This window comes from Verrucosispora sp. WMMD1129 (genome assembly GCF_029581255.1).
Classification (GTDB): Bacteria; Actinomycetota; Actinomycetes; order Mycobacteriales; family Micromonosporaceae; genus Micromonospora; species Micromonospora sediminimaris.
This window is the reverse complement of sequence record NZ_CP120741.1, coordinates 5,333,088-5,353,174: the sequence shown is the minus strand read 5'-3', so window position 1 is coordinate 5,353,174 and position 20,087 is coordinate 5,333,088. Positions and strand designations below refer to the sequence as shown.

The following is a 20,087-nucleotide window of genomic DNA, read 5'->3' as shown; positions in this document are numbered from 1 at the left end:
CGGTCTCGGAAGAGTCAGAGGCGGGGTCTGCGAAACCGTTACGAAGACGACCCCGAATGCCGCCACTCCCGTAACAGGTCAATCCGCTGACCGGTCGTTGAGCGGCTGCCCGTCCGCCACTCGGGACGTCGTCGATCACCCGAACGGACCTGTACCGAACGCCGAGCACCACAATCGGACGTCGCCGTACGATCAACCGAAGCAGCTACAGAAAGTAGCCAAATGGACTCACTGCGGCGTCGCCGGAAACTGGGCGAACCAGAGCGACGTGGCCAAGCCGTCGTCCACCGCCAGCAACCACCGTTTGTCGTCCGCCGCCAGGCTGACACTCCGGTCCGCCCCCACCGGTGCCGGCACCGGCAACTCGACCACCCGCCACCGGTCACCCCGGTCGTCCGACAGCCACCCGCCGTACCGCTCCCCGTCGGAAACCACCGCCACGATCCGGCCGGCCCCGGCGGCCAGCCCACCGACCGAGGGCACCCCGCCGCCCACCCCGCCGAACCCACCGGCCGCCGTCCAACCCGTCGGCTCCTGACGCCACGCGCCGAACCCCCGGCCCCGCAGCCCCACCCCCACCGGCGCGCCGTCGACCAGGACCACCCGCTGCATCTCCTCGTACGCCTCGGTGCCGGCCAGTACGGTGCGACGCCAGCCACGCCCGTCCGCCGACGTCCACGCCACCGGATCCCGGTCGATGCGGCCCGGGACCAACAGCCCACCCACCGCCAACCACCCCGACGACCCGGCCACCGCATCGAACGCCCAGGTCACACCCTGCTCGTCGGTGGACAGCTCCGGCGCGCCCTCGATCAGCGTGAACTCCGCAGCGTCCGGCGAGACCCAGGCCGCCGCACCGCTGGCCCGATTGCCGACGATCAGCCAACCGGCGGGACCGGCGGCCAACCGGGAGACATTCACCGCCTTCGGCCCGCCGTACAGCTCGAACGACGCCGCCACCTCGACCAGCGTGCCGTCCCCCCGCTGCCACCAGGTGCTCACCCGCGGATTGCCGTGCGCACCACCCACCTTGCCGCCGACGGCAGCAGCGCGCCCGTCGCGGCAGGCGATCGAGAACAACACGCTCCGCCGTCCGTAATAGGAATCGGCCACCACCGGCACCGGCGTCCACAGGGCACCGTCCCGGCTGGACCACGCTGCCGGTCGGGCGGCACCGGCCCCGTCGGCAACCGCACCCGCCGCATACCAACGGCCCGCGCAGACAGCCAGATCCCGCACCACGATCCGGCCCGGCCCGTCGGGCGACGGCAGCTGGACCCGCTGCCACACCAACGACGCCGGCTCCGGTTCGTCGGTCTCACCGCCGGCTGCGGGACAGCCAGCCAGCAGCACCACGAGCAGGCCGCACACCACGAGGAAGAAGCGACGCCGGGTACGCGCGAAGCACCGAACGCCCATACGGCCAGATGCTAGCGGTGACAACGAGCCTCGGCGATGGGGCGCAACCACGACAGCCCCGTTGTGGCCACCGGCTACGGCGACCGGGTCGACGGCCGGTCAGGAGGCCGGCTCGGCCACCTCACCGCCGGCGGTCTCGGCGAGGATCCGCTCGGAGACCTCCTTCATGGTCATCCGGTGGTCCATCGCGGTGCGCTGGATCCACTTGAACGCCTGCGGCTCACTCATGTTGTACGTGGTCATCAGCGCGCCCTTGGCCCGCTCGACGGTCTTGCGGACCTCAAGCCGATCGGTCAGCCCGGCCACCTCGGCCTCGAGCGCGGCGATCTCCGAGTAGCGGGAGAGGGCGATCTCCACGGCCGGCACCAGGTCGCTCTTCTGGAAGGGCTTGACAAGGTACGCCATCGCACCCGCCGCGCGAGCCCGCTCCACCAGATCACGCTGGCTGAACGCGGTCAGGATGATCACCGGGGCGATCCGGGCACCGGCAATCCGCTCGGCGGCCGCCAGCCCATCCATGATCGGCATCTTGATGTCGAGGATCACCAGGTCGGGCTTGAGTTCCTCGGCCAGCCGGACGGCGGTCTCGCCGTCACCGGCCTCGCCGACCACCTCGTAGCCCTCCTCGGCCAGCATCTCGGCCAGGTCCAGCCGGATCAGCGCCTCGTCCTCGGCGATCAGTACCCGCCTGCGCGCGGCATCCGTCTGCGTCTCGGCCACGAGCCACTCCCACCATCGTTTCCGGCACGGCTACCACCCATGCTCCCGCACGAGCGTAGTCGGGTACAGTAGGCCCCACCCGCCGGGATGGTGGAACGGCATACACGGAAGTCTCAAACACTTCTGCCCGAAAGGGCTTGCGGGTTCGAATCCCGCTCCCGGCACTCCTGTCATACACGCGTTCGATGATGCTGACGTGCATCCTCCCGAAATGCGGAAGCGCGTCCGTGCTCTACGTGCCCAGGGCCACAACATCCGCTCGACGGCCCGTGCCCTCTCGCTCCCCTACACCACCGTGTGGCACTGGTGTGTCGACCGGCCAGAACCCGTCATGGCCGGAAGTTCGGCCCGCTGCTTCCGTTGCCTGCCGGGTGAGGACGGTCCCTCCGAGCCATCGGCCTACGCCTACCTCCTCGGTCTCTACCTGGGAGACGGTCACCTGGTGACCAGCGCACGGGTACCGGTTCTGCGCATCTACTGCTCCGACACCTGGCCGAACCTGATCTCCCTGTGCGACAGCGCCATGCGCGCGGTGCTGGCAGCCTCCGTGCAACGCGTGCAGAAACAGGGCTGCGTTGGGGTGCAGAGCTACGGCACACACTGGCCCTGCCTGCTGCCGCAACACGGGCCCGGCAAGAAGCACGAACGGCGGATAGCTCTTGCCGATTGGCAGGAGCGCATTGTCCGGACGGTCCCCGGCGCCTTTCTGCGCGGCCTGTTCCACTCCGACGGTTGCCGGATCGCGAACCGGGTCACCGTGCGGGGAAAGACGTACGTCTACCCGCGTTACATGTTCGTCAACGAGTCCACCGACATCATGGGCCTCTGCCAGTGGGGCCTGGACCTGCTCGGCATCGCCTGGCGGATGAACCGTCCCAACAGCCTCTCGGTCGCCCGGCGGGAGGCGGTCGCCGCGCTCGATCGCCACGTCGGCCCGAAGTCGTGAACCACGCGGACACCGCCGACCGACGACTCTCCGCACCCCCGAAGGGTCGACCGGGGTCAGATCGTGGCGAGCGCGTGCTCCAGGTCGGCGCGCAGGTCCTCGGGGTCCTCCAGGCCGACGGAGAGGCGCAGCAGTCCGCCGTCGGGTCTGGCATCCGCCTCGACGGGGCGGTGGGTGAGGGAAGCCGGGTGCTGGATGAGCGTATCGACGCCACCGAGGGAGACCGCGTGTGTGATCAGCCGGCAGGCGTCGGCGACCGCTGCGGCGGCGGGTGCGCCGCCGCGTACCTCGAAGGCGAGGAGGCTGCCCGGGCCGGACATCTGCCGGCCGACGAGCCCGGCCGGATCGTTGGTGCCGGGGTGGTGGACCCGCGCGACCGCCGGGTGCGCGGCGAGCCAGGGGGCGAGTTTCTCGGCGCCGGCCTGCTGGGCGCGGACCCGCAGCGGCAGCGTTTGCAGGCCGCGGTGCAGCAGGTAGGCCCCGAGTGGGTGCAGGATCGCGCCGGTGAGGGCGCGGACCTGACGCAGCCGGGCGGCCCACTCGGCGTCGCAGGCGATCACTCCGGCGAGGACGTCGCCGTGGCCGCCGATGCTCTTGGTGGCGCTGTGCAGCACCAGCTGGGCACCGTGTCGGGTGGGTTGCTGGAGGACCGGCGTGGCGACGGTGTTGTCGATCAGCAGGGGCACCTGGCCGGCGGCGTCGGCGAGGGCGGCGATGTCGATCAGGTCGAGGGTGGGGTTGGCCGGGGTCTCGGCGACCACCAGGGCGGTGTCGGGGCGGATGGCGGCGGCGACGGTGTCGGGCCGGGCCCAGGTGACGTCGGTGCCGAGCAGGCCGGTGGCGAGGACGTGGTCGGTGCCGCCGTAGAGGGGGCGGACGGCGACCAGGTGTCGTCGGCCGTCGCGGGTGGCGGCGAGCAGGGCGGCGGTGAGCGCGGCCATGCCGCTGGCGTAGGCGACGGCTTCGGTGGTGCCTTCCAGTTCGGCGAGGGCGGTTTCAAAGCGGGCGACGGTCGGGTTCCACAGCCGTTGGTAGACGGCGCTGGCGTCGGTGGGGAGGGTGCCGCCGGTGGCGAGGGTTTCGTAGGCGTCGCCGCCGGCGTCCACCGAGGGCAGGGGGTTGGTGGTGGACAGGTCGATCGGCGGCACGTGGACGCCGAGCGCGGCGAGGTCGTCGCGGCCGGCGTGCACGGCTCGGGTGTCCACGGTCGTCATGTCGAGAGGATCGAACATCCCGCCCATCATGGGCAATAGTTCCGAATAATATTCGCCATAATCCCTTTCGTTGCCGGCGACGTTCGGTGCAGGATGGCGGCATGCCCCCCGTATCGAACGATGTTCGGCCGTTCGCGGCCCTCGACGACACCGACCGCGCCATCCTGGCCGCGCTGGCCGGCGACGGCCGGTTGCCGAACAATGCCCTGGCCGAACGGGTGGGGGTGGCGCCGTCGACCTGCCTGGCGCGCACCCGGGCACTGCGGGAGAGCGGAGCGATCCGGGGTTTCCACGCCGAGGTGCATCCGGCGGCGTTGGGATTGCCGTTGCAGGCGCTGGTGTCGGTGCGGCTGACCGAGCACGCGCGGGCGGCGGTGGACGCGTTCCGGGCCCGCTCGGTGCGCCTGCCGGGCGTGGTGTCGGTGTTCCATGTTGCCGGCGCGGAGGATTACGTGCTGCACGTGCGGGCGGCCTCGGCGGAGGCGCTGCGCGACTTCGTACTGGACCATCTGGCGGTGGATCCGGCGGTGCAGCACACGCAGACCAGCCTGATCTTCGAACAGGCCCGCGGGTCAGGTTGATCACGTCGCCGTACGGTTCGGGAACAGAACGGGCGTACGCCGGGTTGGCCAGCCGCGTGATCGACGTACCGTTGTCTGTCCTCGACCTCGCTCCCGTCGCCGCCGGCGCCTCCGCCGGTGAGGCGTTGCGGCACACCACCGCGTTGGCGCGACGCGCCGACGAGTTGGGCTACCACAGGTTCTGGGTGGCCGAGCATCACAACATGCCGGCCATCGCGTCCTCGGCGCCGGCGGTGCTGATCGCGCATCTGGCCGCGCACACCACCGACATCCGGGTCGGTTCGGGTGGGGTGATGCTGCCCAACCACCCGCCGCTTGTGGTTGCCGAGCAGTTCGGCACCCTGGAGGCGTTGCATCCGGGGCGGATCGACCTGGGCATCGGCCGTGCTCCGGGCACGGATCAGGTGACCGCGTTGGCGCTGCGCCGGACCATGGAGGGCCTGTCCGCCGAGGGTTTTCCCCGCGAGCTGAACGACCTGATGGGCTACTTCGACGAGGCCGGGTCGGGCCGGATCACCGCGACTCCGGGGCGTGGGCAGCGACCGGCGGTGTGGTTGCTGGGTTCCAGTGGGTTCAGCGGTCAGCTGGCCGGCGCGCTGGGCCTGCCGTTCTCCTTCGCGCACCACTTCAGCGCGCAGAACACGTTGCCGGCGTTGGCGCTGTACCGGCAGAGTTTCCGTCCGTCGCGGTGGCTGGAGCGGCCGTACGCGATGGTGGCGGTGAACGCGGTGTGTGCGGAGTCCGACGAGCGCGCCGAGTGGTTGGCCGGGCCGGCCGGGTTGTCGTTCCTGCGGCTGCGGTCGGGTCGGCCGCAGCCTCTGGCGAGCCCGGACGAGGCGGCGGCGTACCCGTACACCGAGTTCGAGCGGGAGTTCCTGGCGCAGCGCCGGCAGGGTCAGGCGAGCGGTTCCCCGGAGACGGTACGCCGGCAGTTGGGCGACCTGCTGGCCAGCACCGGCGCGGACGAGTTGATGCTGACCACGATGGTGTACGACGTCGCCGACCGGGTGCGTTCGTTCGAGCTGATCGCGACCGAGGTGGCTGGCGGTCTGCGCCGCTGACGCGGTGGCCGCCGCCCGGTGGGCTTCGCTGGCCGGGACCGCATGGTGGCCCAGGTCACAGCGTTTCCGGGGCCGCGAAACACGATCTTCACGACAGCGTCACCCTCGCGACGCGGAGCCCGCCTAACTTTGTATCCGGTGGTGGTACGGCACTCCCCGGTCGGGACGGGTCGGGGGTGCCGCGGTGTGGGGCACCGGGCCGCAGTTGTGCGGATTCCGCGATTGCGGCCCGGTGCCTTTTCCTTTCTCTCTTCTACCGCTTCGTCCGGCCGCCGGTCAACGCAGGTGGATGTCGGGCGGGGGTGGCGTGGTCATGCCGTCGCCGATGAAGAAGCTCGGGTGCGGGGGCTGGTTGTAGGCGGTGTTCTGCCAGGCGATGGCGACCCGGTACTGCAGGTCGTGCATCAGGGTGTGGATCCGGGTGCCTGTCGGCGTCGGGGTGCTGTAGATCCGCAGCGCCCGGCTGTCGCTGGTACGCCAGACCACCTCCTCCCGCCAGTCGCCGAACAGGTCGGCCGAGAGCGCGGGGGTGGCCTTGGTGCCGTTGTTGGCCGCCACGCCACTGCCGGTGAGCAGGCGGGTGTCGCCGCCGGTGCCGTACTTGTCGATCCGGGTGGCGTCGAGCAGTTCGCGGACCGGATCGCCGTCCCACCAGATCAGGAAGTTCGTCGAGGAGGGCTTGCGGCCGATGTTCTGGCCGCGGGTGTTGGCCAGTCCGCTGACTGCGGACGACCAGGATTCTGCGCCGGGGCTGCCGGCCCAGATGTCGGCGGAGACGCCCCGACCGTTGTCGCCGCCGGTCGGGGTGGACCAGAGGATCTGGCCGGTGCGGGCGTCGGCGAACCAGGAGCTGGGCTTGCTGCCGTCCTCGCTGACCTTGAAGTACTCCAGCCCGGGTCGGGACGGGTCGAGGTCGCCGACGTGCCCGGCGTCGCCGTGGCCGTGGCCTGTCGACCAGAGCAGGCGACCGTTGTCGTCGATGGTGGCCGCGCCGTAGACGATCTCCTGCCGGCCGTCGCCGTCGACGTCGGCGATGGAGAGGCTGTGGTTGCCCTGCCCGGCGGCGGCACCGTTGCCGGCGGCGTTGGAGTCGAAGGTCCACCGCTTGGTGAGGGTGCCGTTGCGGAAGTCCCAGGCCGCGATGACCGCGCGGGTGTAGTAGCCGCGGGCCATGATCAGCGATGGGCGTTGTCCGTCGAGGTACGCCGTGCCGGCGAGGAACCGGTCGACCCGGTTGCCGTAGTTGTCGCCCCAGGAGGAGACGGTGCCGCGCGGTGGGTCGTAGTTGACGGTGGAGAGGGCGGCGCCGGTGCGGCCGTCGAACATGGTCAGGTACTCGGGGCCGGCGAGAACGTAGCCGGCGGAGTTGCGGTGGTCGGCGCTGGCGTTGCCGATCACCTGGCCGGTGCCGGAGCGGGTGCCGTCGGCGGTCTTCATGGCCACCTCGGCACGGCCGTCGCCGTCGTAGTCGTACACCTGGAACTGGGTGTAGTGGGCCCCGGCCCGGATGTTGCGGCCGAGGTCGATGCGCCACAGCCGGGTGCCGGTGAGGGTGTACGCGTCGACGTAGACATTGCCGGTGTAGCCGGACTGCGAGTTGTCCTTGGCGTTTGACGGGTCCCACTTGAGCACGAACTCGTACCGGCCGTCGCCGTCGAGGTCGCCGACGCTGGCGTCGTTGGCGCTGTAGCTGTACGCCTCGCCGCTGGGGGTGGTGCCGCCGGGCGGAACCTGCAACGGCACGTCCAGGTAGCCGGAGGCGAACTGCAGAGCGGGGGCGGAAGCGGCCTGCTCGGTGCCGCCCACCACGGCCCGTACGGTGTACGGCGCGCCGGCCGGCGCGCCGCTGTCCAGGTAGTTGGTCGCGCCGGCGATCGGGCTGGAGTTCACCCTGGTCGTGCCCCGGTAGAGGTTGAACGCGACGCCGGTGGTCTCGGTGCCGAGCAGCCGCCAGGAGACCAGGTTGGCCGACCCGGAGCGGACGCTGACCAGGCCCCGGTCCAGGTCCTCCGCCTGCATGGCCCCGGCCGGTGGCGTGGTGGGCGGAGGCGTGGTGGGCGGCGGCGTGGTGGGTGACGGTGGCGGCGTGGTCGGTGGCGAGGTGGTGGGTGGCGGGGTGGTCGGGGTGGTGGCGCCGGTACAGGTGGTGCCGTTCAGCGCGAAGCTGGTCGGGGCCGGGTTGCTGCCGTTCCACGAGCCGTTGAAACCGAAGTTGACGCTGCCGTTGGTGCCGATGGCGGCGTTGTAGTCGACGTTGCGGGCGCTCACCTGGGCGCCGGACTGGGTGACTGTGGTGTTCCAGGCCTGGGTGACCTGTTGCCCGGCGGCGTAGGACCAGGTCAGCGTCCAGCCGTTCACCGGGTCGCCGAGGTTGGTGACGGTGACGTCGGCGCCGAACCCGCCGGTCCACTGGTTGGTGACGCGGTAGTCGACGCGGCATCCCGCGGCGGCGGCCGAGGCGGTCAGGGTGGTCAGCACGCCGGCGGCGGCGACCGCGGTGACGGTGGCCGCGGCGAACAGGGCCGCCCGGGGGGCGGTGCGAAGCATGGTTCCTCCGGTGGAGGTCGGACGCGCGGCGTCAGGTGGTCCGCCGGCCGTGCCCGGAGCCGACGAGCGTTGTCCGCCGGCCGTGCCCGGGCCGGCGGCCGCGCCGCGCTAGCGGAAAGAGTCCATCGAATCGATGGCAGTGAGTGCGTTCCCGCGCATCTGTGATGCTAGGGCAAGCGTTTTCTGCTCACAATCGATCTGCCGCCTTGCTCCGGAGCCGCTCCTTTGATCCACTCGCCAGGTGGCTGCACACATGACGCCCGAGGAGTTCCGCCGGGCCGGGTACGCGGTGGTCGACTGGATCGCCGACTACTGGGCGACCCTGCCGCAACGCCCGGTGACCTCCCAGGACCCGCCCGGCACGGTGGCCGCCGGGCTGCCGGCCGGGCCACCGGCCCACGGTGAACCGGTCGAGGCGGTCCTCGCCGACCTGGACAAGCTGGTCGCTCCCGGGCTCACCCACTGGCAGCATCCGGGCTTCTTCGGGTACTTCCCGGCCAACACCTCGGGCCCCAGCGTGCTCGGTGACCTGGTCAGCGCCGGGCTCGGCGTGCAGGGGATGCTCTGGGCCACCGGTCCGGCCTGCACCGAGTTGGAGACGGTGCTGCTCGACTGGCTGGCCGACCTGCTGGACCTGCCGGCCCGGTTTCGCTCCACCGGCAGCGGCGGCGGCGTCATCCAGGACTCGGCCTCCTCGGCCACCCTGGTGGCCACCCTGGTCGCGCTGCACCGGGCCGCCGGCGGGCGGTGGCGTCAGGCCGGCGTCGACCGCCGCTACCGGGTGTACGCCTCGACGGAGGCGCACTCGTCGGTGGAGAAGGCCGCCCGGATCGCCGGGCTGGGCGCCGACGGCGTACGCCTGATCGAGGTTGACCCGGCGACCCGAGCGATGTCGCCGGTGGCGCTGCGCGCCGCGATCGAGGCGGACCGGGCTGCCGGGGTGGTGCCCGCCCTGGTGGTGGCGACCGTCGGCACCACCTCCACCACGGCGGTGGATCCGTTGCCGGCCATCGGCCCGATCTGCGCCGAGCAGGGTGTCTTCCTGCACGTCGACGCCGCGTACGCGGGCGCGGCGGCGGTCTGCCCGGAGTTGCGGTTCGGCCACGCGGGTCTGGAGTACGCCGACTCGTACTGCTTCGACCCGCACAAGTGGCTGCTCACCGGCTTCGACTGCGACGCGTTCTGGGTCGCCGACGCGGGCGAGTTGGTCGAGGCGCTGACCGTGCTGCCGGAGTACCTGCGCAACGCCGCCACCGAGTCCGGCGCGGTGATCGACTACCGGGATTGGCAGGTGCCGCTGGGTCGGCGGTTCCGGGCCTTGAAGCTGTGGTTCGTGCTGCGCTGGTACGGCGTCGAGGGCCTGCGCGAGCACATCCGCCGAGGGGTGGCGCTGGCCGCCGGGTTCGCCGACCGGGTCCGCGCCGACGACCGGTTCGAACTGGTCGCCGACCACCCGTACGCCCTTGTGTGTTTCCGGCTGCGCGGCGCGGACGGGCCGAACGAGCGGCTGCTGGCGGCGGTGAACGCCGCCGGCAAGGTGTACCTGACCCACACCCGGGTCGCCGGCCGCCACACTCTGCGGCTGGCCATCGGCGCCCCGCAGACCACGCAGGCGCACGTCGACGAGGCATGGGAGCTGATCTCGCGCACCGCAGCGACCCTGCCCCGGGAGATCTGATCGCCCGCAACCCGCTTGTCGACATGAGGTCGTCGTCCCCCGCTCCGGCTTGCCGAAACGACAAACCTCATGGTCAACGGGGATCGGGGTGGGCGGATGCGCCGACCGGCTCGGCGGTGGGGGGCGCCACGTCGGTGGCGTGGGTCGCGGCGAGGGCCCGCTCGCGGCGGGTCCGCAGCAGCACCCGGATCGCCAGCGTCAGGGCCGTGATCCAGCCCGCGGCCAGCAGCAGGTAGACGAGCACCGGCAGGGGACCACCCAGGTCACCGGCGCGGATCAGGACGCGGGCGTTGGTCAGCACGATCACGCCGCCAACGGCCGCGCCGAGCAGTTGGGCCGGCACGATGCGCACCAGCCAGGCCGCGATCGGTGCGGCGATCAGGCCACCGGCGAGCAGCGCGAGCACGATCGGCAGCAGGAAGCCCTCGGTGCCCAGACCGATCAGGAAGCCGAGGCTGGCGGCGGCGGCCACGACAAACTCGGAGGTGTCCACCGAGCCGATCACCTTGCGGGGCTCCATCCGGCCGCTGACCAGCAGGGCCGGGGTGGCCACCGGGCCCCAGCCACCGCCGCCGGTGGCGTCGACGAAGCCGGCGACGAGGCCGAGCGGGCCGAGGAAACGCCCGCGCAGCCGGCCGGCGGCCGGGTTTCGGCGCAGCGGCCGGGAGAACCGGATGAGCAGGTACGCGCCGAGCGTGAACAGGATCGCGGCCATCCAGGGTGCGGCCGACTCGGTGGAGAGCGCGCTGAGGAAGGTGGCGCCGGCGAAGGCGCCGAGCGCGCCGGGCAGCGCGATGCGGCGCACCACCCGCCAGTCGACATTGCCGAACCGCCAGTGCGCCGTGCCTGCGGCGAGCGTGGTGCCGATCTCGGCCAGGTGCACCGAGGCGGACGCGGCGGCCGGTGCGACGCCGGCCAGGAGCAACAGCGTCGAGGAGGTCAGCCCGTACGCCATGCCGAGCGAACCATCGACCAGTTGCGCGGCGAGCCCCACCAACGCGATGACGAGCAGCTTGCGCACGACGCCTCCTGGCTATTCGATATCTCCTATCGGCTTGGTCGAGAATGCGGCATGGTCGGTCTCCGGTCAACCCTGGGATCAGTCAGTGAGACGACACGCCGACGCGTGGCCGCCGTCCGACGGTGGCGCGGTTGGTCAGGTCCAGGCGCCGGGGTCGGCGACCAGCTTGGTGACCGGCTCGGGCAGGGTGCCCCGCGCCACGTCGGCGACGGTGACCAGTTCGAGGATCTGCCGCTCGCTGGCCCGCAACGCGATCCAGACCTCCTGCAACGCCCGGGCCGCACCCTGGTAGCCGAGATGCTCGGGGCGTTGGCCCCGAACGTGGGCCAACGGCCCGTCGATCACCCGGATCACGTCGGCGAGGCAGATCTCCTCGGCCGGCCGGGCCAGCCAGTAGCCGCCCTCGGGCCCGCGTTGGGCCTGCACCACACCGGCACGGCGCAGTTGCAGCAGGATGCTCTCCAGGAACTTCGGTGGGATCTGCTGGGCCCGCGCGATCTGGTCGGCGGTGACCGGGCGACCACGTCCAGCCCCGGTCACCGAGGCCAGTTCGGCGACCGCTCGAAGGGCGTAGTCCACCCGGGCTGAGAGACGCATGTCGGAAAGGTTAACTGTCGGGTATCCGGAGGTTGCCCGGCGGCCCGACCAAGGTCCGGCGCGTCATACCGTGGTCGCTGTCGGTCGCCGACCGAGGACGCCGAACGGTGTCTCAGCCGCCGACCCGGCGCAGCAGGCCCTCCTGCACGGCGCTGGCGATCTGGCTGCCGGCCACGGTGAACATGCGGCCGGTGGCCAGCCCGCGCGCCCCGGAGGCCGACGGGCTCCAGCAGTCGTAGAGGAACCACTCGTCGGCCCGGAACGGCCGGTGGAACCACAGGGCGTGGTCGAGGCTCGCACCCACCACGCCGCCCGGCCCCCACACCTCGCCGTGCACCGAGAGCACCGAGTCGAGCAGGGTCAGGTCGGAGGCGTACGTCAGGGCGCAGGCGTGCAACAGCGGATCGTCGGGCAGCTTGCCGTCGATACGCATCCACACCCGCTGGTGCGGGTCGGCCGGCCGGTCGCCCGGCCGGACCCAACCCGGCTCGCCGACGTAGCGCACGTCGATCGGGCGGGGAATCTGCCCCCAGATGCCCAGCCGCTCCGGGTAGCGGGAAAGCCGGTCGGTCATGGTCGGGACCGACTCCGGCCCGGGCACGTCCGGCGGCAGCGGGGCGTGGTGGTCCAGCCCCTCCTCCGGCCGCTGGAACGAGGCGGACATGAAGAAGATGGGCTTGCCGTGCTGGAGCGCGACCGAGCGGCGCACCGAGAACGAGCGGCCGTCCCGGATGTTCTCCACCTCGTACTCGATCGGCTCGACCGGGTCGCCGGCACGCACGAAGTAGCCGTGCAGCGAGTGGACCACCCGCTCCGCATCGACGGTGCGGCCGGCGGCGACCAGGGCCTGGCCGGCGACCTGGCCGCCGTACACCCGCTGCGGACCGACCGGCGGGCTCATCCCGCGGAACGACATGGTGCCGGTCGGGGCGAGGTCCAGGACCTCCAACAGCTGGTCGACGGCGGCCTGGCCGACGAGCGAGCCGTCGGTCACTGCAACGCCCGCGCGGTGGCGGCGTCGACAAGCGAGCCAAGCTGGTGTACCCGCAGCGTGTTGGTCGAGCCGGGGCTGCCGGGCGGGCTGCCCGCCACGATCACCACGTAGTCGCCGGGGTTGCCCCGGTTCAGCCCGAGCAGCGCCTGGTCGACCTGACGGAACATGTCGTCGGTGTGCTGCACGAACGGCATCAGGAAGGTCTCCACCCCCCAGGAGAGGGCGAGTTGCGCGCGCACCTCGGGCACCGGGGTGAAGGCCAGCAACGGCAGGTCGCAGTGCAACCGGCTGAGCCGACGCACGGTGTCACCGGTCTGCGAGAACGCGACGAGCGCCTTGGCGCCGATGGCCCGGGCGATCGAGGAGGCGGCGACGGTGAGCGCCCCGCCGTGCGTACGCGGGTCGTGCTGGAGGCGGGGCACCAGGATGGATCCGGCCTCGGTGGTAGTGACGATCTTGGACATGGTGCTGACGGTGAGCACCGGATACTTGCCGACGCTGGTCTCACCGGAGAGCATCACGGCGTCGGCGCCGTCGAGCACCGCGTTGGCGACGTCGGAGGCCTCGGCGCGGGTGGGCCGGGAATTCTCGATCATGGAGTCGAGCATCTGGGTGGCCACGATGACCGGCTTGGCGTTCTCCCGGCACAACTGCACCGCGCGCTTCTGCACCAGCGGCACCTCGTCGAGCGGCAGTTCCACGCCGAGGTCGCCGCGGGCCACCATCACGCCGTCGAAGGCCAGCACGATCGCTTCGAGGTGATCGACCGCCTCCGGCTTCTCGACCTTGGCCAGCACCGGGCGGTGCACGCCAACCTCGCTCATGATCGCGTGGCACAGCTTGATGTCGTCGGCGGAGCGGACGAACGACAGGGCGACCAGGTCGACACCGAGGCCGAGCGCGAAGCGCAGGTCGGCGGCGTCCTTCTCCGACAGGGCGGGCACGCTGACCGCCACGTTGGGCAGCGAGACGCCCTTGTTGTTGCTGACCGGCCCACCCTCGGTGACAAGCACCCGGATGTCGTTGCCGGTGACGTCGGTGACCTCGACGGCGACCCGGCCGTCGTCGATCAGCAGCCGGTCACCGGGCTTGACCTCCTGGGGAAGCTTGCGGTACGTGCAGGAGACCCGCTCCTTGCTGCCCACAACGTCGTCGCCGGTGATCACCACGGAGTCACCGGTACGCCACTCGTGCGGCCCGTCGGCGAACCGGCCGAGTCGGATCTTGGGCCCCTGGAGGTCGGCCAGGATCGCCACCGGCTGGCCCGCCGCCTCAGCCGCCTCCCGGACGAGGCGGTAGACCGACTCGTGGTCGGCGTGGCTGCCGTGACTGAAGTTGAGTCTCGCCACGTTCATGCCGGCTTCGACGAGCCCACGGATGCGCTCGGGCGACGAGGTGGCGGGGCCAAGAGTGCAGACGATCTTCGCGCGGCGTGTCACGCCCATCAGGCTAGTCTCTCCTCCGGGTCGGACCACCGGCCGACCCCTTGCGCAATGTGGAACAGTTGTCCAACGGCGCGCGGCTCACGCGCGCAGCCGGCGAGCGTGGGCCGCTCCGGACGTCGATGGCGGGCAACGGCGACCGCGCGCCGGAATGGTACGCCCCCGGCGCCAGGGCGCGTCGGGGCGCTCCGGGGCAGCAACTGTACGCCACCATTCGACCACCCGGCGTGAGTGCGGTCGGGCTGGCTCAGCTCTCCGTCTTGACCAGCGGAAACTCCATCGATCCCGCCGGGCAGAGGAAGGTCATCACGTCCACCCGGTAGAGGCCGGCCTGCACCGCCGGGTCGGCTTCCATCACGCTGCGGACATCGTCGACCGATCCGGTCCGGGCCAGCCCGAAGCCGAGCGGCGGGTCCGGCTCCCGGGCCTGGCCGTCCACCGCACCGGCGACCAGGATGATCCCCCGCTCCTGCATCGCCTGCATGTGCCGGGCATGCTCGGCCTGCAACCGCTGGACGGTCTCGGCCGGCAACGCCCGTCCGGCGGCGCCGGGATACAGCACGATGCACTCGTACGTGTCGAGCGCGAAGTCGACCTGCGGCTCCCCTGACATGGCTTCCCTTTCGCACGGCCCCCGACGCCGGGCGGTGCAGGCGGCGGTACCGTCCAGCCTCCCACGGACGGTCCGACCGCACGGGCGCTCCGCCGATCCTCCCCGGGGGCTCCCCCTCCCCCGGTGCCCGGTCGCCGGGTCCCCCCGCGCGCCGGGTGACCGACGGGCAGGCGGTCGCTACCGTGTGGTCGATGTCGTGCGGGTGACGGTGGGAGGGTGCATCGGTGCGGGATGGTGAGCCGGCGGCGCAGCCGCTGCCCTACGCGGAGGTCACCGACGAGGGGTACGGCAGCCGGGTCGCGGAGACGTTCTCGGTTCGCCGGTACGGTCCGGCGGTGCTGCTCAGCGGCGACTGCCCCCGCTGCCGGCACCCGATCACCTGCCCGATCGTCGGCGAGGTGTACCGGCGGGAGACGCCGCTGACATCCGTCGATCCTGGCTACCGGACGCTGCTGTGCAGCTGCGCCGCCGACCACCCGGCCCGCCCGGACGGGCTGGTTGGCTGCGGCGCGTACTGGACGGTGACGCTGGAGGTCGAGTCGTGATCCGAGTGCGGCCGGGTCCTGCGGCGACGCTCACCGACCTGCGCCGGGCGCAGGAGCTGGCCGCGTTGCTGCGCGGTGAACTGGACCGGGTCCGGGCGGCCGCGTTGGCCTGGCGCAACGGGCTGGGCGGCCTGCTCGTCGCGCTGGTCGGTTTCAGCCTGATCCGGGGTCGCTCCGACGTCAGCACTCTCGCCCCGGGCTGGGGCGCGCTGGTCGGCGTACTGCTGCTGGCCGCGATCATCGCCGGGGTCGCCGGAGCGCTGGCGTTGCTGCGGGCCGCGCACGGGCCACTGTCGGTGACACCGGTCGCCGAGGTGCCTCCGGCTCCGTTCGGCGAACACCGGGAGGCCCTCGTCGCGGCCCGGGCACTGCGCCTCGGGGTGCTGCTGGTGCTGCTCTGCACGGCTTTGCTCGTCGCCGCCGTGGGAGTCACCTGGTACGCGCCCGGCCAACCCTGACCAGCGCCGCCCCCGTACCGGCCCGGGGCTTGGCGCACGGCCGTGCGTCGTGGGCCGGGTCCGCTGCGGGTCGTGCCAGTGATCGGCGCCCGGCGGGACGCTCCCCGGTCAGGGACCGATATGGACGTAGCCGGCCCAGAGTTCCGGCAGGTCGGGCAGGGCGGCACGCACCTGCCGGACGGCGTGGTGCAGGGCGGACGCGGCCCGCTCCGGGTCGAGCCCGCCGGGTACCGCCAGCGCCGCGTACAGGTCCTCGCACAGCTGCACGGTCAACGTGTCGGAGATGGCCCAGAGCGCGCCGATGACGTGTCGGAAACCCGCCAACTGGAACGCGGTGCCCAGGGTCAGCGCCTCGTCGGGCAGGGCCGCGCCGCCGCGTACCGTGTCGCAGGCGGACAGCACCGCGAGCGCGGCAGTGGTGCCCGCCGGCCGCCACAGATCCCGGACGTGTAACGGGCCGCCGGCCAACGCGAGCCGGCCCCGGGCCGGTGCGGCGAGATCCTGCGTGCCGTGACAGCACAGGTGGACCACCGACGTTCCCGGCAGTGCGCCGAGCACCGCCGAAGGGGTAGCCGCCGGCCCGGTCAGCGACCTCACGTCGGTCACGTACCGGCGCACCACGGCCTCCTCTCCCGCCGCGCCGGGCAGGTCCGCCAGCCCCGGCGTCCGCGGCATCCCGACCACCAGGGCCGAGCTGACCGGCACGTCCCTGCCCGTCGGCCCCCGCCGGGCCCGGATGAGCGCCCGCAACGAGGCCGTGTACGACGGGACGACGCGGTCGAGGACCCCGGTCCCCCCACCCAGCGGGGCGGCGGCGTGCAGCGGCAGCAGGGTGAGCGCTCCCGTGGGGCACCACCACAGGCGGGCCGGGACGACGCCGGGGTCCGGTGGCCCGGCGGGTGAACCCAGCGTGTCGAGCACCGGGGCGGCGACCACCCGCCACAACCAGTCCAGGGTCTCCGGGATCCGTCGTCGGAACGCCTCCCGGCGACGCTGCGCCTCCGGTCCCGGGTCACCACCGGACGCGGTGACCTCGGCCAGGCCGGTCAGGAAGTACGCGGCCCGCAGGTGCAGTTCGCCGAGGGTCAGTTCGGGCAGCGGCACCACCGTCACCCGCCCCTCGTCGACCAGCAGCGCGTCGCAGCGCCGGGCGGCGACGTTGACCAGCACCACCGGGCCGTTCCCGGCCGCCTGGGCAAGGTCGGCGAAGGGGGGTGGGCGCAGGAAACCGTCGAAGCCGGGCAGCCGCCTGATCTCCGCCAGCACCTCGCGTCGCTGGCGGGCCAGCTCGTGCCGGCGTTCCGAGCCCACCTGGTCGACGTTCGTCCCGGCGTCCATCGGGGCCGTCAGCCCGGCGACCGACGACGGGCCGGGCCGGGGATCGAGACGGTCGAGGGCGGCCTGTGTGTCGGCCAGTCGTTCGGCCAACCGGGGTTCCCGCTCGCGTAGCGCGGCCAGGTCCGCCCCGGCGTCGTGGGCCCGGGTGAGCAGCACCCCCCGGCCGTACTCCAGCAGCTCCACCGCGCGCTCCGGCCGGTCGAGCGCGATCGCCACCGCCGCGGCGTCGCCGGCCAGGCCCGGGAACTGCCCGAGCAGCCGGCCCTGGTCGTCGAGGTCCATGCCGTGCCAGGCCACCAGGTCGAGCAGCTCGATCGCCGTGGTGTAGCCCTCAAGCGCCGCCGGCAGGTCGCCGGCCTCGGCGGCGAGACCGGCGTACGTCCGGGCGGCGCCGGCCCGCAACAGCGACGGCGCCGCCTCGGTCGCGGCGGACTCACGTAACGCGGTGATCGCCTCGGAGATGTCGACCGGCGGCAGGTCGCCGGTGACGGCCGGAGCGATGACGGTCGGGTCTGCGGGCAGCGCCGTGCTGTCCGGGCCACCGGTGGCCGGGTCCGGCGCGGCGGCGGCGCGGGTGGCGTGCGCGATCTCCTCGACGGCGGCGGCCAGGTTGTTCAGGCACATCGTCCGCTCTGGATGGTCGCCGGGCAGAGCCGCGACCGCCGCCCGGTACACGGTCAGCATCTCGTGGGCGTCGCGGCCGGCCCGGCCGGCCCGGAACCTGATCAGCAACGCGTTACCGAGGTTGGTCAGCAGCTGGTGCCGTTCCGGGGCCGAGGCGGGTGTCGCCTGTTCGATCTGGCGCAGCAGCGTGACCGCCTCGTCGAGCGCGGCGGGATCCTCGGAGAGTTGGTGCCGCAGCAGGTGGCTGAGGGCCAGCGTGCGGGCGATCCGTACGCGGTCGACGGGCTCGGCCTCCCGCTGCGCCAGCTCCGCCGCCTCCCGCAGCAGCGCGACCGCCTGTTCGGCGTCGGTAAGCGCGGCGGCCCGGGCCTGCTCCGGTGCGGTGCGGCCATCGGCCGGCAGCGCGGCGTTGACGACCAGTTCGGTGCGCCGGTTCAACGCCGAGCCCAGGTTGAGCAGGCCGAGCATCCGGTCCGGGTGCCCGGGTGGGGCAGCCGCCACCGACCGCCGCAGCACGTCGATCGCCTCGGTGAGGATGCCCAGGTCCTGGGTGCGGCCGAAGAGTTCCTGGAGGACCAGACCCAGATTCGACAGGCGGAGCGGCAGTTTCGCGGAACTCGCGGTGGCGGCGACCGCCTCCCGCAGCCGCACCACGGCCGGTTCCAGCAGGTCGGGTTCCCCCGCCAGGTTGGTCAGCTCCCGCAGCGTGGTGCCCAGGTTGTTGAGCAGGTCGGGCCGATCCGGATGATCCGCCGGCAGCAGTCGCTCGGCCTCGGTGAGCACGTCGCGGGCCTCCCGCAGGGTCGCCAACCCGGCCAGGTCGGCGTACCAGCGGCCCAGCGCGTGACCGAGGTCGCCGAGCCGTCGGGCCCGCTCCACCGGGTCGCTCGTTCCGTCGGCCGCCGCCCGCAGCAGTCGCTCCGCCTCGTGGAGATCCTCAGCCCGGCGGTGCCGCGCATAGCGCGCCTCCCGCAGCTTGCCCTCGGCCTGCCACAGCCCGCCAATGTCGAGCCCGTCGAGTCGAGGTCCGGCCGCCGCCGCCCGATACGCCTCGATCGCCGCGTCCAGGTCGGCCGAGGTCTGTCGCCGCTGGTGACGCTCGCCGACCAGCCCGGCCAGGGTGGCCCGGGCCAGACCTTCCCGTTGCTCGCTGAGCCCGGCCGCCAGCGCGGCACGGTTGGCGTCGATCGCCGTGTCCAGGTCGCCGTCGGTGCCGCTGGCGACGAACCGCCTACTGGCCAGCGTCGCGTACGTGAAGACCACCAGCGGATCGGCCCGGGCCGACGCCGCCTGCGCCAGCGCGTCGACCGCCCGGTCGAGGTCGGCCGGCTCACCTCGTCGCTGCCAGCGTTCGCGCAGCCGATCGCCGAGGTTGACGCGGGCGATCATCCAGACCGGCGAGTCGGCGGACGCGGCCCGGGCCGCGTCGCCGAGCAGGCGGATCGCCTCGTCCAGCGCCGCCACGTCACCTGCCTGCTCGAACCGGTCGCCGAGAACGTTGCCGAGGTTGAACAGCCGGGTGGGGCGCTCCGGGTCACCGGCCGGAGTCGACTCCAGACTCTCCCGGTGCGCGTCGATCGCCGCCGGAAGCGACAGCTGCCGGCCCAGGTGCAGGTACTGGTCCCGGTGCACCCGTCCGAGCGCGGAAAGGTAGTGCAGGCGCTCGGGTACGCCCGACGGTGTTTCGGCCAGCGCCCGTTCCAGCAGGGCCTGCGCCTGGCCGGCCACCCGGTAGTCCCCGGAACGTTCGGCCCCGCCCATCAGCGCGACCGCCTGGCGGAACAGCTCGGCCGGCGCGTCGCCGCCGGACCGGCCGGGCGCTGAGCGGGCTGCCGGGATCCGGCCACCGGTCCGGGCGGACGCGGGGCGGGCGGCCGGGCTCCGGCCACCGGTCTGGGCGGAACCAGCGCTGGTGGGCGTGTGGGCGTGGAGCAGGGCCAGCAGCGACGGCGGTACCCGCTGCGGTGCCAGGTACAGCAGCATCTCGGTCAACCCGACCGCCTGCACGAGATCCGCAGCGTTCTGCCCGGCCGGCAGGCTCTGGTACCGGTACCAGTGCAGGCAGGCCAGCAGGAACAGGGCCTCAGCCTCGTGCTCGGCGAGTGAATCGCGCCCGGCCACCCCGTCGAGCAGTTCGTACACCGGTCGGGCCTCCTGGAGGGCTGCGGGCTCCAGCACCCACCTGGGCTCCATGGTGGTGCCGAAGTCGTCGAGCCGCTTCCGCAGCCGCCGCACCGGGTCGGACCTGAATCGCTGCCACATGCCAGCCCTCCCGTCGCAGGCACCGTC

General features: G+C 72.6%; 16 protein-coding genes and 1 tRNA gene. 7 read left to right on the top strand and 10 right to left on the bottom strand.

All coding sequences use genetic code 11. The features are described 5' to 3' along the window. Positions 1-228: 228 nt before the first annotated feature. Together O7624_RS25005 and O7624_RS25000 are read right to left on the bottom strand one after the other, a co-directional pair. The gene (locus O7624_RS25005) at positions 229-1,419 is read right to left on the bottom strand and encodes a hypothetical protein (RefSeq protein ID WP_282237478.1); all 1,191 of its coding nucleotides are present in this window, start codon (positions 1,417-1,419) and stop codon (positions 229-231) included. A gap of 99 nt (positions 1,420-1,518) precedes the next feature. Further along, the gene (locus O7624_RS25000; RefSeq protein ID WP_282237477.1) at positions 1,519-2,139 is read right to left on the bottom strand and encodes a response regulator; all 621 of its coding nucleotides are present in this window, start codon (positions 2,137-2,139) and stop codon (positions 1,519-1,521) included. 81 nt (positions 2,140-2,220) lie between these two features. Between O7624_RS25000 and O7624_RS24995 the strand changes: the two genes are divergently transcribed. Further along, positions 2,221-2,303: transfer RNA gene (locus O7624_RS24995), tRNA-Leu, on the top strand. 278 nt (positions 2,304-2,581) lie between these two features. Further along, positions 2,582-3,085 carry a hypothetical protein gene (locus tag O7624_RS24990; RefSeq protein WP_282237476.1) on the top strand — a complete coding sequence of 168 codons (504 nt, stop codon included), beginning with the start codon at positions 2,582-2,584 and terminating at the stop codon, positions 3,083-3,085. Between the two features lie 56 nt (positions 3,086-3,141). Here the strand turns inward: O7624_RS24990 and O7624_RS24985 are convergent, their stop codons facing one another. After that, positions 3,142-4,317, bottom strand: a complete 1,176-nt coding sequence (locus O7624_RS24985) for a PLP-dependent transferase (RefSeq protein WP_282237475.1) — start codon at positions 4,315-4,317, stop codon at positions 3,142-3,144. An 83-nt stretch (positions 4,318-4,400) separates the two neighbouring features. Here O7624_RS24985 and O7624_RS24980 point away from each other — a divergent pair, with 83 nt between their 5' ends. Together O7624_RS24980 and O7624_RS24975 are read left to right on the top strand one after the other, a co-directional pair. Then, positions 4,401-4,880 (top strand): Lrp/AsnC family transcriptional regulator, encoded by a 480-nt coding sequence (locus O7624_RS24980; protein WP_093401496.1) that lies wholly within the window; start codon positions 4,401-4,403, stop codon positions 4,878-4,880. A gap of 56 nt (positions 4,881-4,936) precedes the next feature. Further along, on the top strand, positions 4,937-5,941 hold the full coding sequence (locus O7624_RS24975) for an LLM class flavin-dependent oxidoreductase (RefSeq protein WP_282237474.1): 1,005 nt from the start codon (positions 4,937-4,939) through the stop codon (positions 5,939-5,941). 276 nt (positions 5,942-6,217) lie between these two features. Here O7624_RS24975 and O7624_RS24970 read toward each other — a convergent pair whose 3' ends face one another. Next, on the bottom strand, positions 6,218-8,488 hold the full coding sequence (locus O7624_RS24970; protein ID WP_282237473.1) for a cellulose binding domain-containing protein: 2,271 nt from the start codon (positions 8,486-8,488) through the stop codon (positions 6,218-6,220). A gap of 241 nt (positions 8,489-8,729) precedes the next feature. On the opposite strand from O7624_RS24970, the gene O7624_RS24965 reads away from it, so the two are divergent. Then, positions 8,730-10,166, top strand: a complete 1,437-nt coding sequence (locus O7624_RS24965) for a pyridoxal-dependent decarboxylase (protein WP_282237472.1) — start codon at positions 8,730-8,732, stop codon at positions 10,164-10,166. A gap of 73 nt (positions 10,167-10,239) precedes the next feature. Here O7624_RS24965 and O7624_RS24960 read toward each other — a convergent pair whose 3' ends face one another. From O7624_RS24960 to O7624_RS24940, 5 genes are all read right to left on the bottom strand, one after another. Next, positions 10,240-11,187, bottom strand: a complete 948-nt coding sequence (locus O7624_RS24960; RefSeq protein WP_282237471.1) for a sulfite exporter TauE/SafE family protein — start codon at positions 11,185-11,187, stop codon at positions 10,240-10,242. Between the two features lie 135 nt (positions 11,188-11,322). Continuing rightward, the gene (locus O7624_RS24955; RefSeq protein WP_093401500.1) at positions 11,323-11,784 is read right to left on the bottom strand and encodes an Rrf2 family transcriptional regulator; all 462 of its coding nucleotides are present in this window, start codon (positions 11,782-11,784) and stop codon (positions 11,323-11,325) included. 112 nt (positions 11,785-11,896) lie between these two features. Beyond that, positions 11,897-12,778, bottom strand: coding sequence for an acyl-CoA thioesterase II (locus tag O7624_RS24950; protein ID WP_164448335.1), 882 nt, complete (start codon positions 12,776-12,778; stop codon positions 11,897-11,899). Beyond that, positions 12,775-14,223, bottom strand: a complete 1,449-nt coding sequence (pyk, locus tag O7624_RS24945; protein ID WP_164448336.1) for a pyruvate kinase — start codon at positions 14,221-14,223, stop codon at positions 12,775-12,777. Before pyk ends, O7624_RS24950 begins: the two co-directional genes overlap by 4 nt. Before the next feature lie 244 nt (positions 14,224-14,467). Further along, complete coding sequence (locus O7624_RS24940) at positions 14,468-14,833, bottom strand: YciI family protein (protein WP_093401503.1); 366 nt, start codon at positions 14,831-14,833, stop codon at positions 14,468-14,470. Positions 14,834-15,057: 224 nt separating this feature from the next. On the opposite strand from O7624_RS24940, the gene O7624_RS24935 reads away from it, so the two are divergent. Together O7624_RS24935 and O7624_RS24930 are read left to right on the top strand one after the other, a co-directional pair. Next, the gene (locus O7624_RS24935; protein WP_282237470.1) at positions 15,058-15,378 is read left to right on the top strand and encodes a hypothetical protein; all 321 of its coding nucleotides are present in this window, start codon (positions 15,058-15,060) and stop codon (positions 15,376-15,378) included. Then, positions 15,375-15,836 (top strand): hypothetical protein, encoded by a 462-nt coding sequence (locus O7624_RS24930; RefSeq protein WP_282237469.1) that lies wholly within the window; start codon positions 15,375-15,377, stop codon positions 15,834-15,836. The genes O7624_RS24935 and O7624_RS24930 overlap by 4 nt, the downstream gene beginning before the upstream one ends. Before the next feature lie 108 nt (positions 15,837-15,944). Here the strand turns inward: O7624_RS24930 and O7624_RS24925 are convergent, their stop codons facing one another. Further along, entirely contained in the window at positions 15,945-20,060 is a 4,116-nt protein-coding gene (locus tag O7624_RS24925; RefSeq protein WP_282237468.1) for a CHAT domain-containing protein, read from the bottom strand. Positions 20,061-20,087: the final 27 nt, after the last annotated feature.

What these genes read in the sequence shown, in the direction of transcription:
- O7624_RS25005 (WP_282237478.1), bottom strand. Translation starts at nt 1,419, where the DNA reads ATGGGCGTTCGGTGCTTCGCGCGTACCCGGCGTCGCTTCTTCCTCGTG.
- O7624_RS24985 (WP_282237475.1), bottom strand. Translation starts at nt 4,317, where the DNA reads ATGTTCGATCCTCTCGACATGACGACCGTGGACACCCGAGCCGTGCAC.
- O7624_RS24980 (WP_093401496.1), top strand. Translation starts at nt 4,401, where the DNA reads ATGCCCCCCGTATCGAACGATGTTCGGCCGTTCGCGGCCCTCGACGAC.
- O7624_RS24970 (WP_282237473.1), bottom strand. Translation starts at nt 8,488, where the DNA reads ATGCTTCGCACCGCCCCCCGGGCGGCCCTGTTCGCCGCGGCCACCGTC.
- O7624_RS24955 (WP_093401500.1), bottom strand. Translation starts at nt 11,784, where the DNA reads ATGCGTCTCTCAGCCCGGGTGGACTACGCCCTTCGAGCGGTCGCCGAA.
- pyk (WP_164448336.1), bottom strand. Translation starts at nt 14,223, where the DNA reads ATGGGCGTGACACGCCGCGCGAAGATCGTCTGCACTCTTGGCCCCGCC.
- O7624_RS24940 (WP_093401503.1), bottom strand. Translation starts at nt 14,833, where the DNA reads ATGTCAGGGGAGCCGCAGGTCGACTTCGCGCTCGACACGTACGAGTGC.
- O7624_RS24925 (WP_282237468.1), bottom strand. Translation starts at nt 20,060, where the DNA reads ATGTGGCAGCGATTCAGGTCCGACCCGGTGCGGCGGCTGCGGAAGCGG.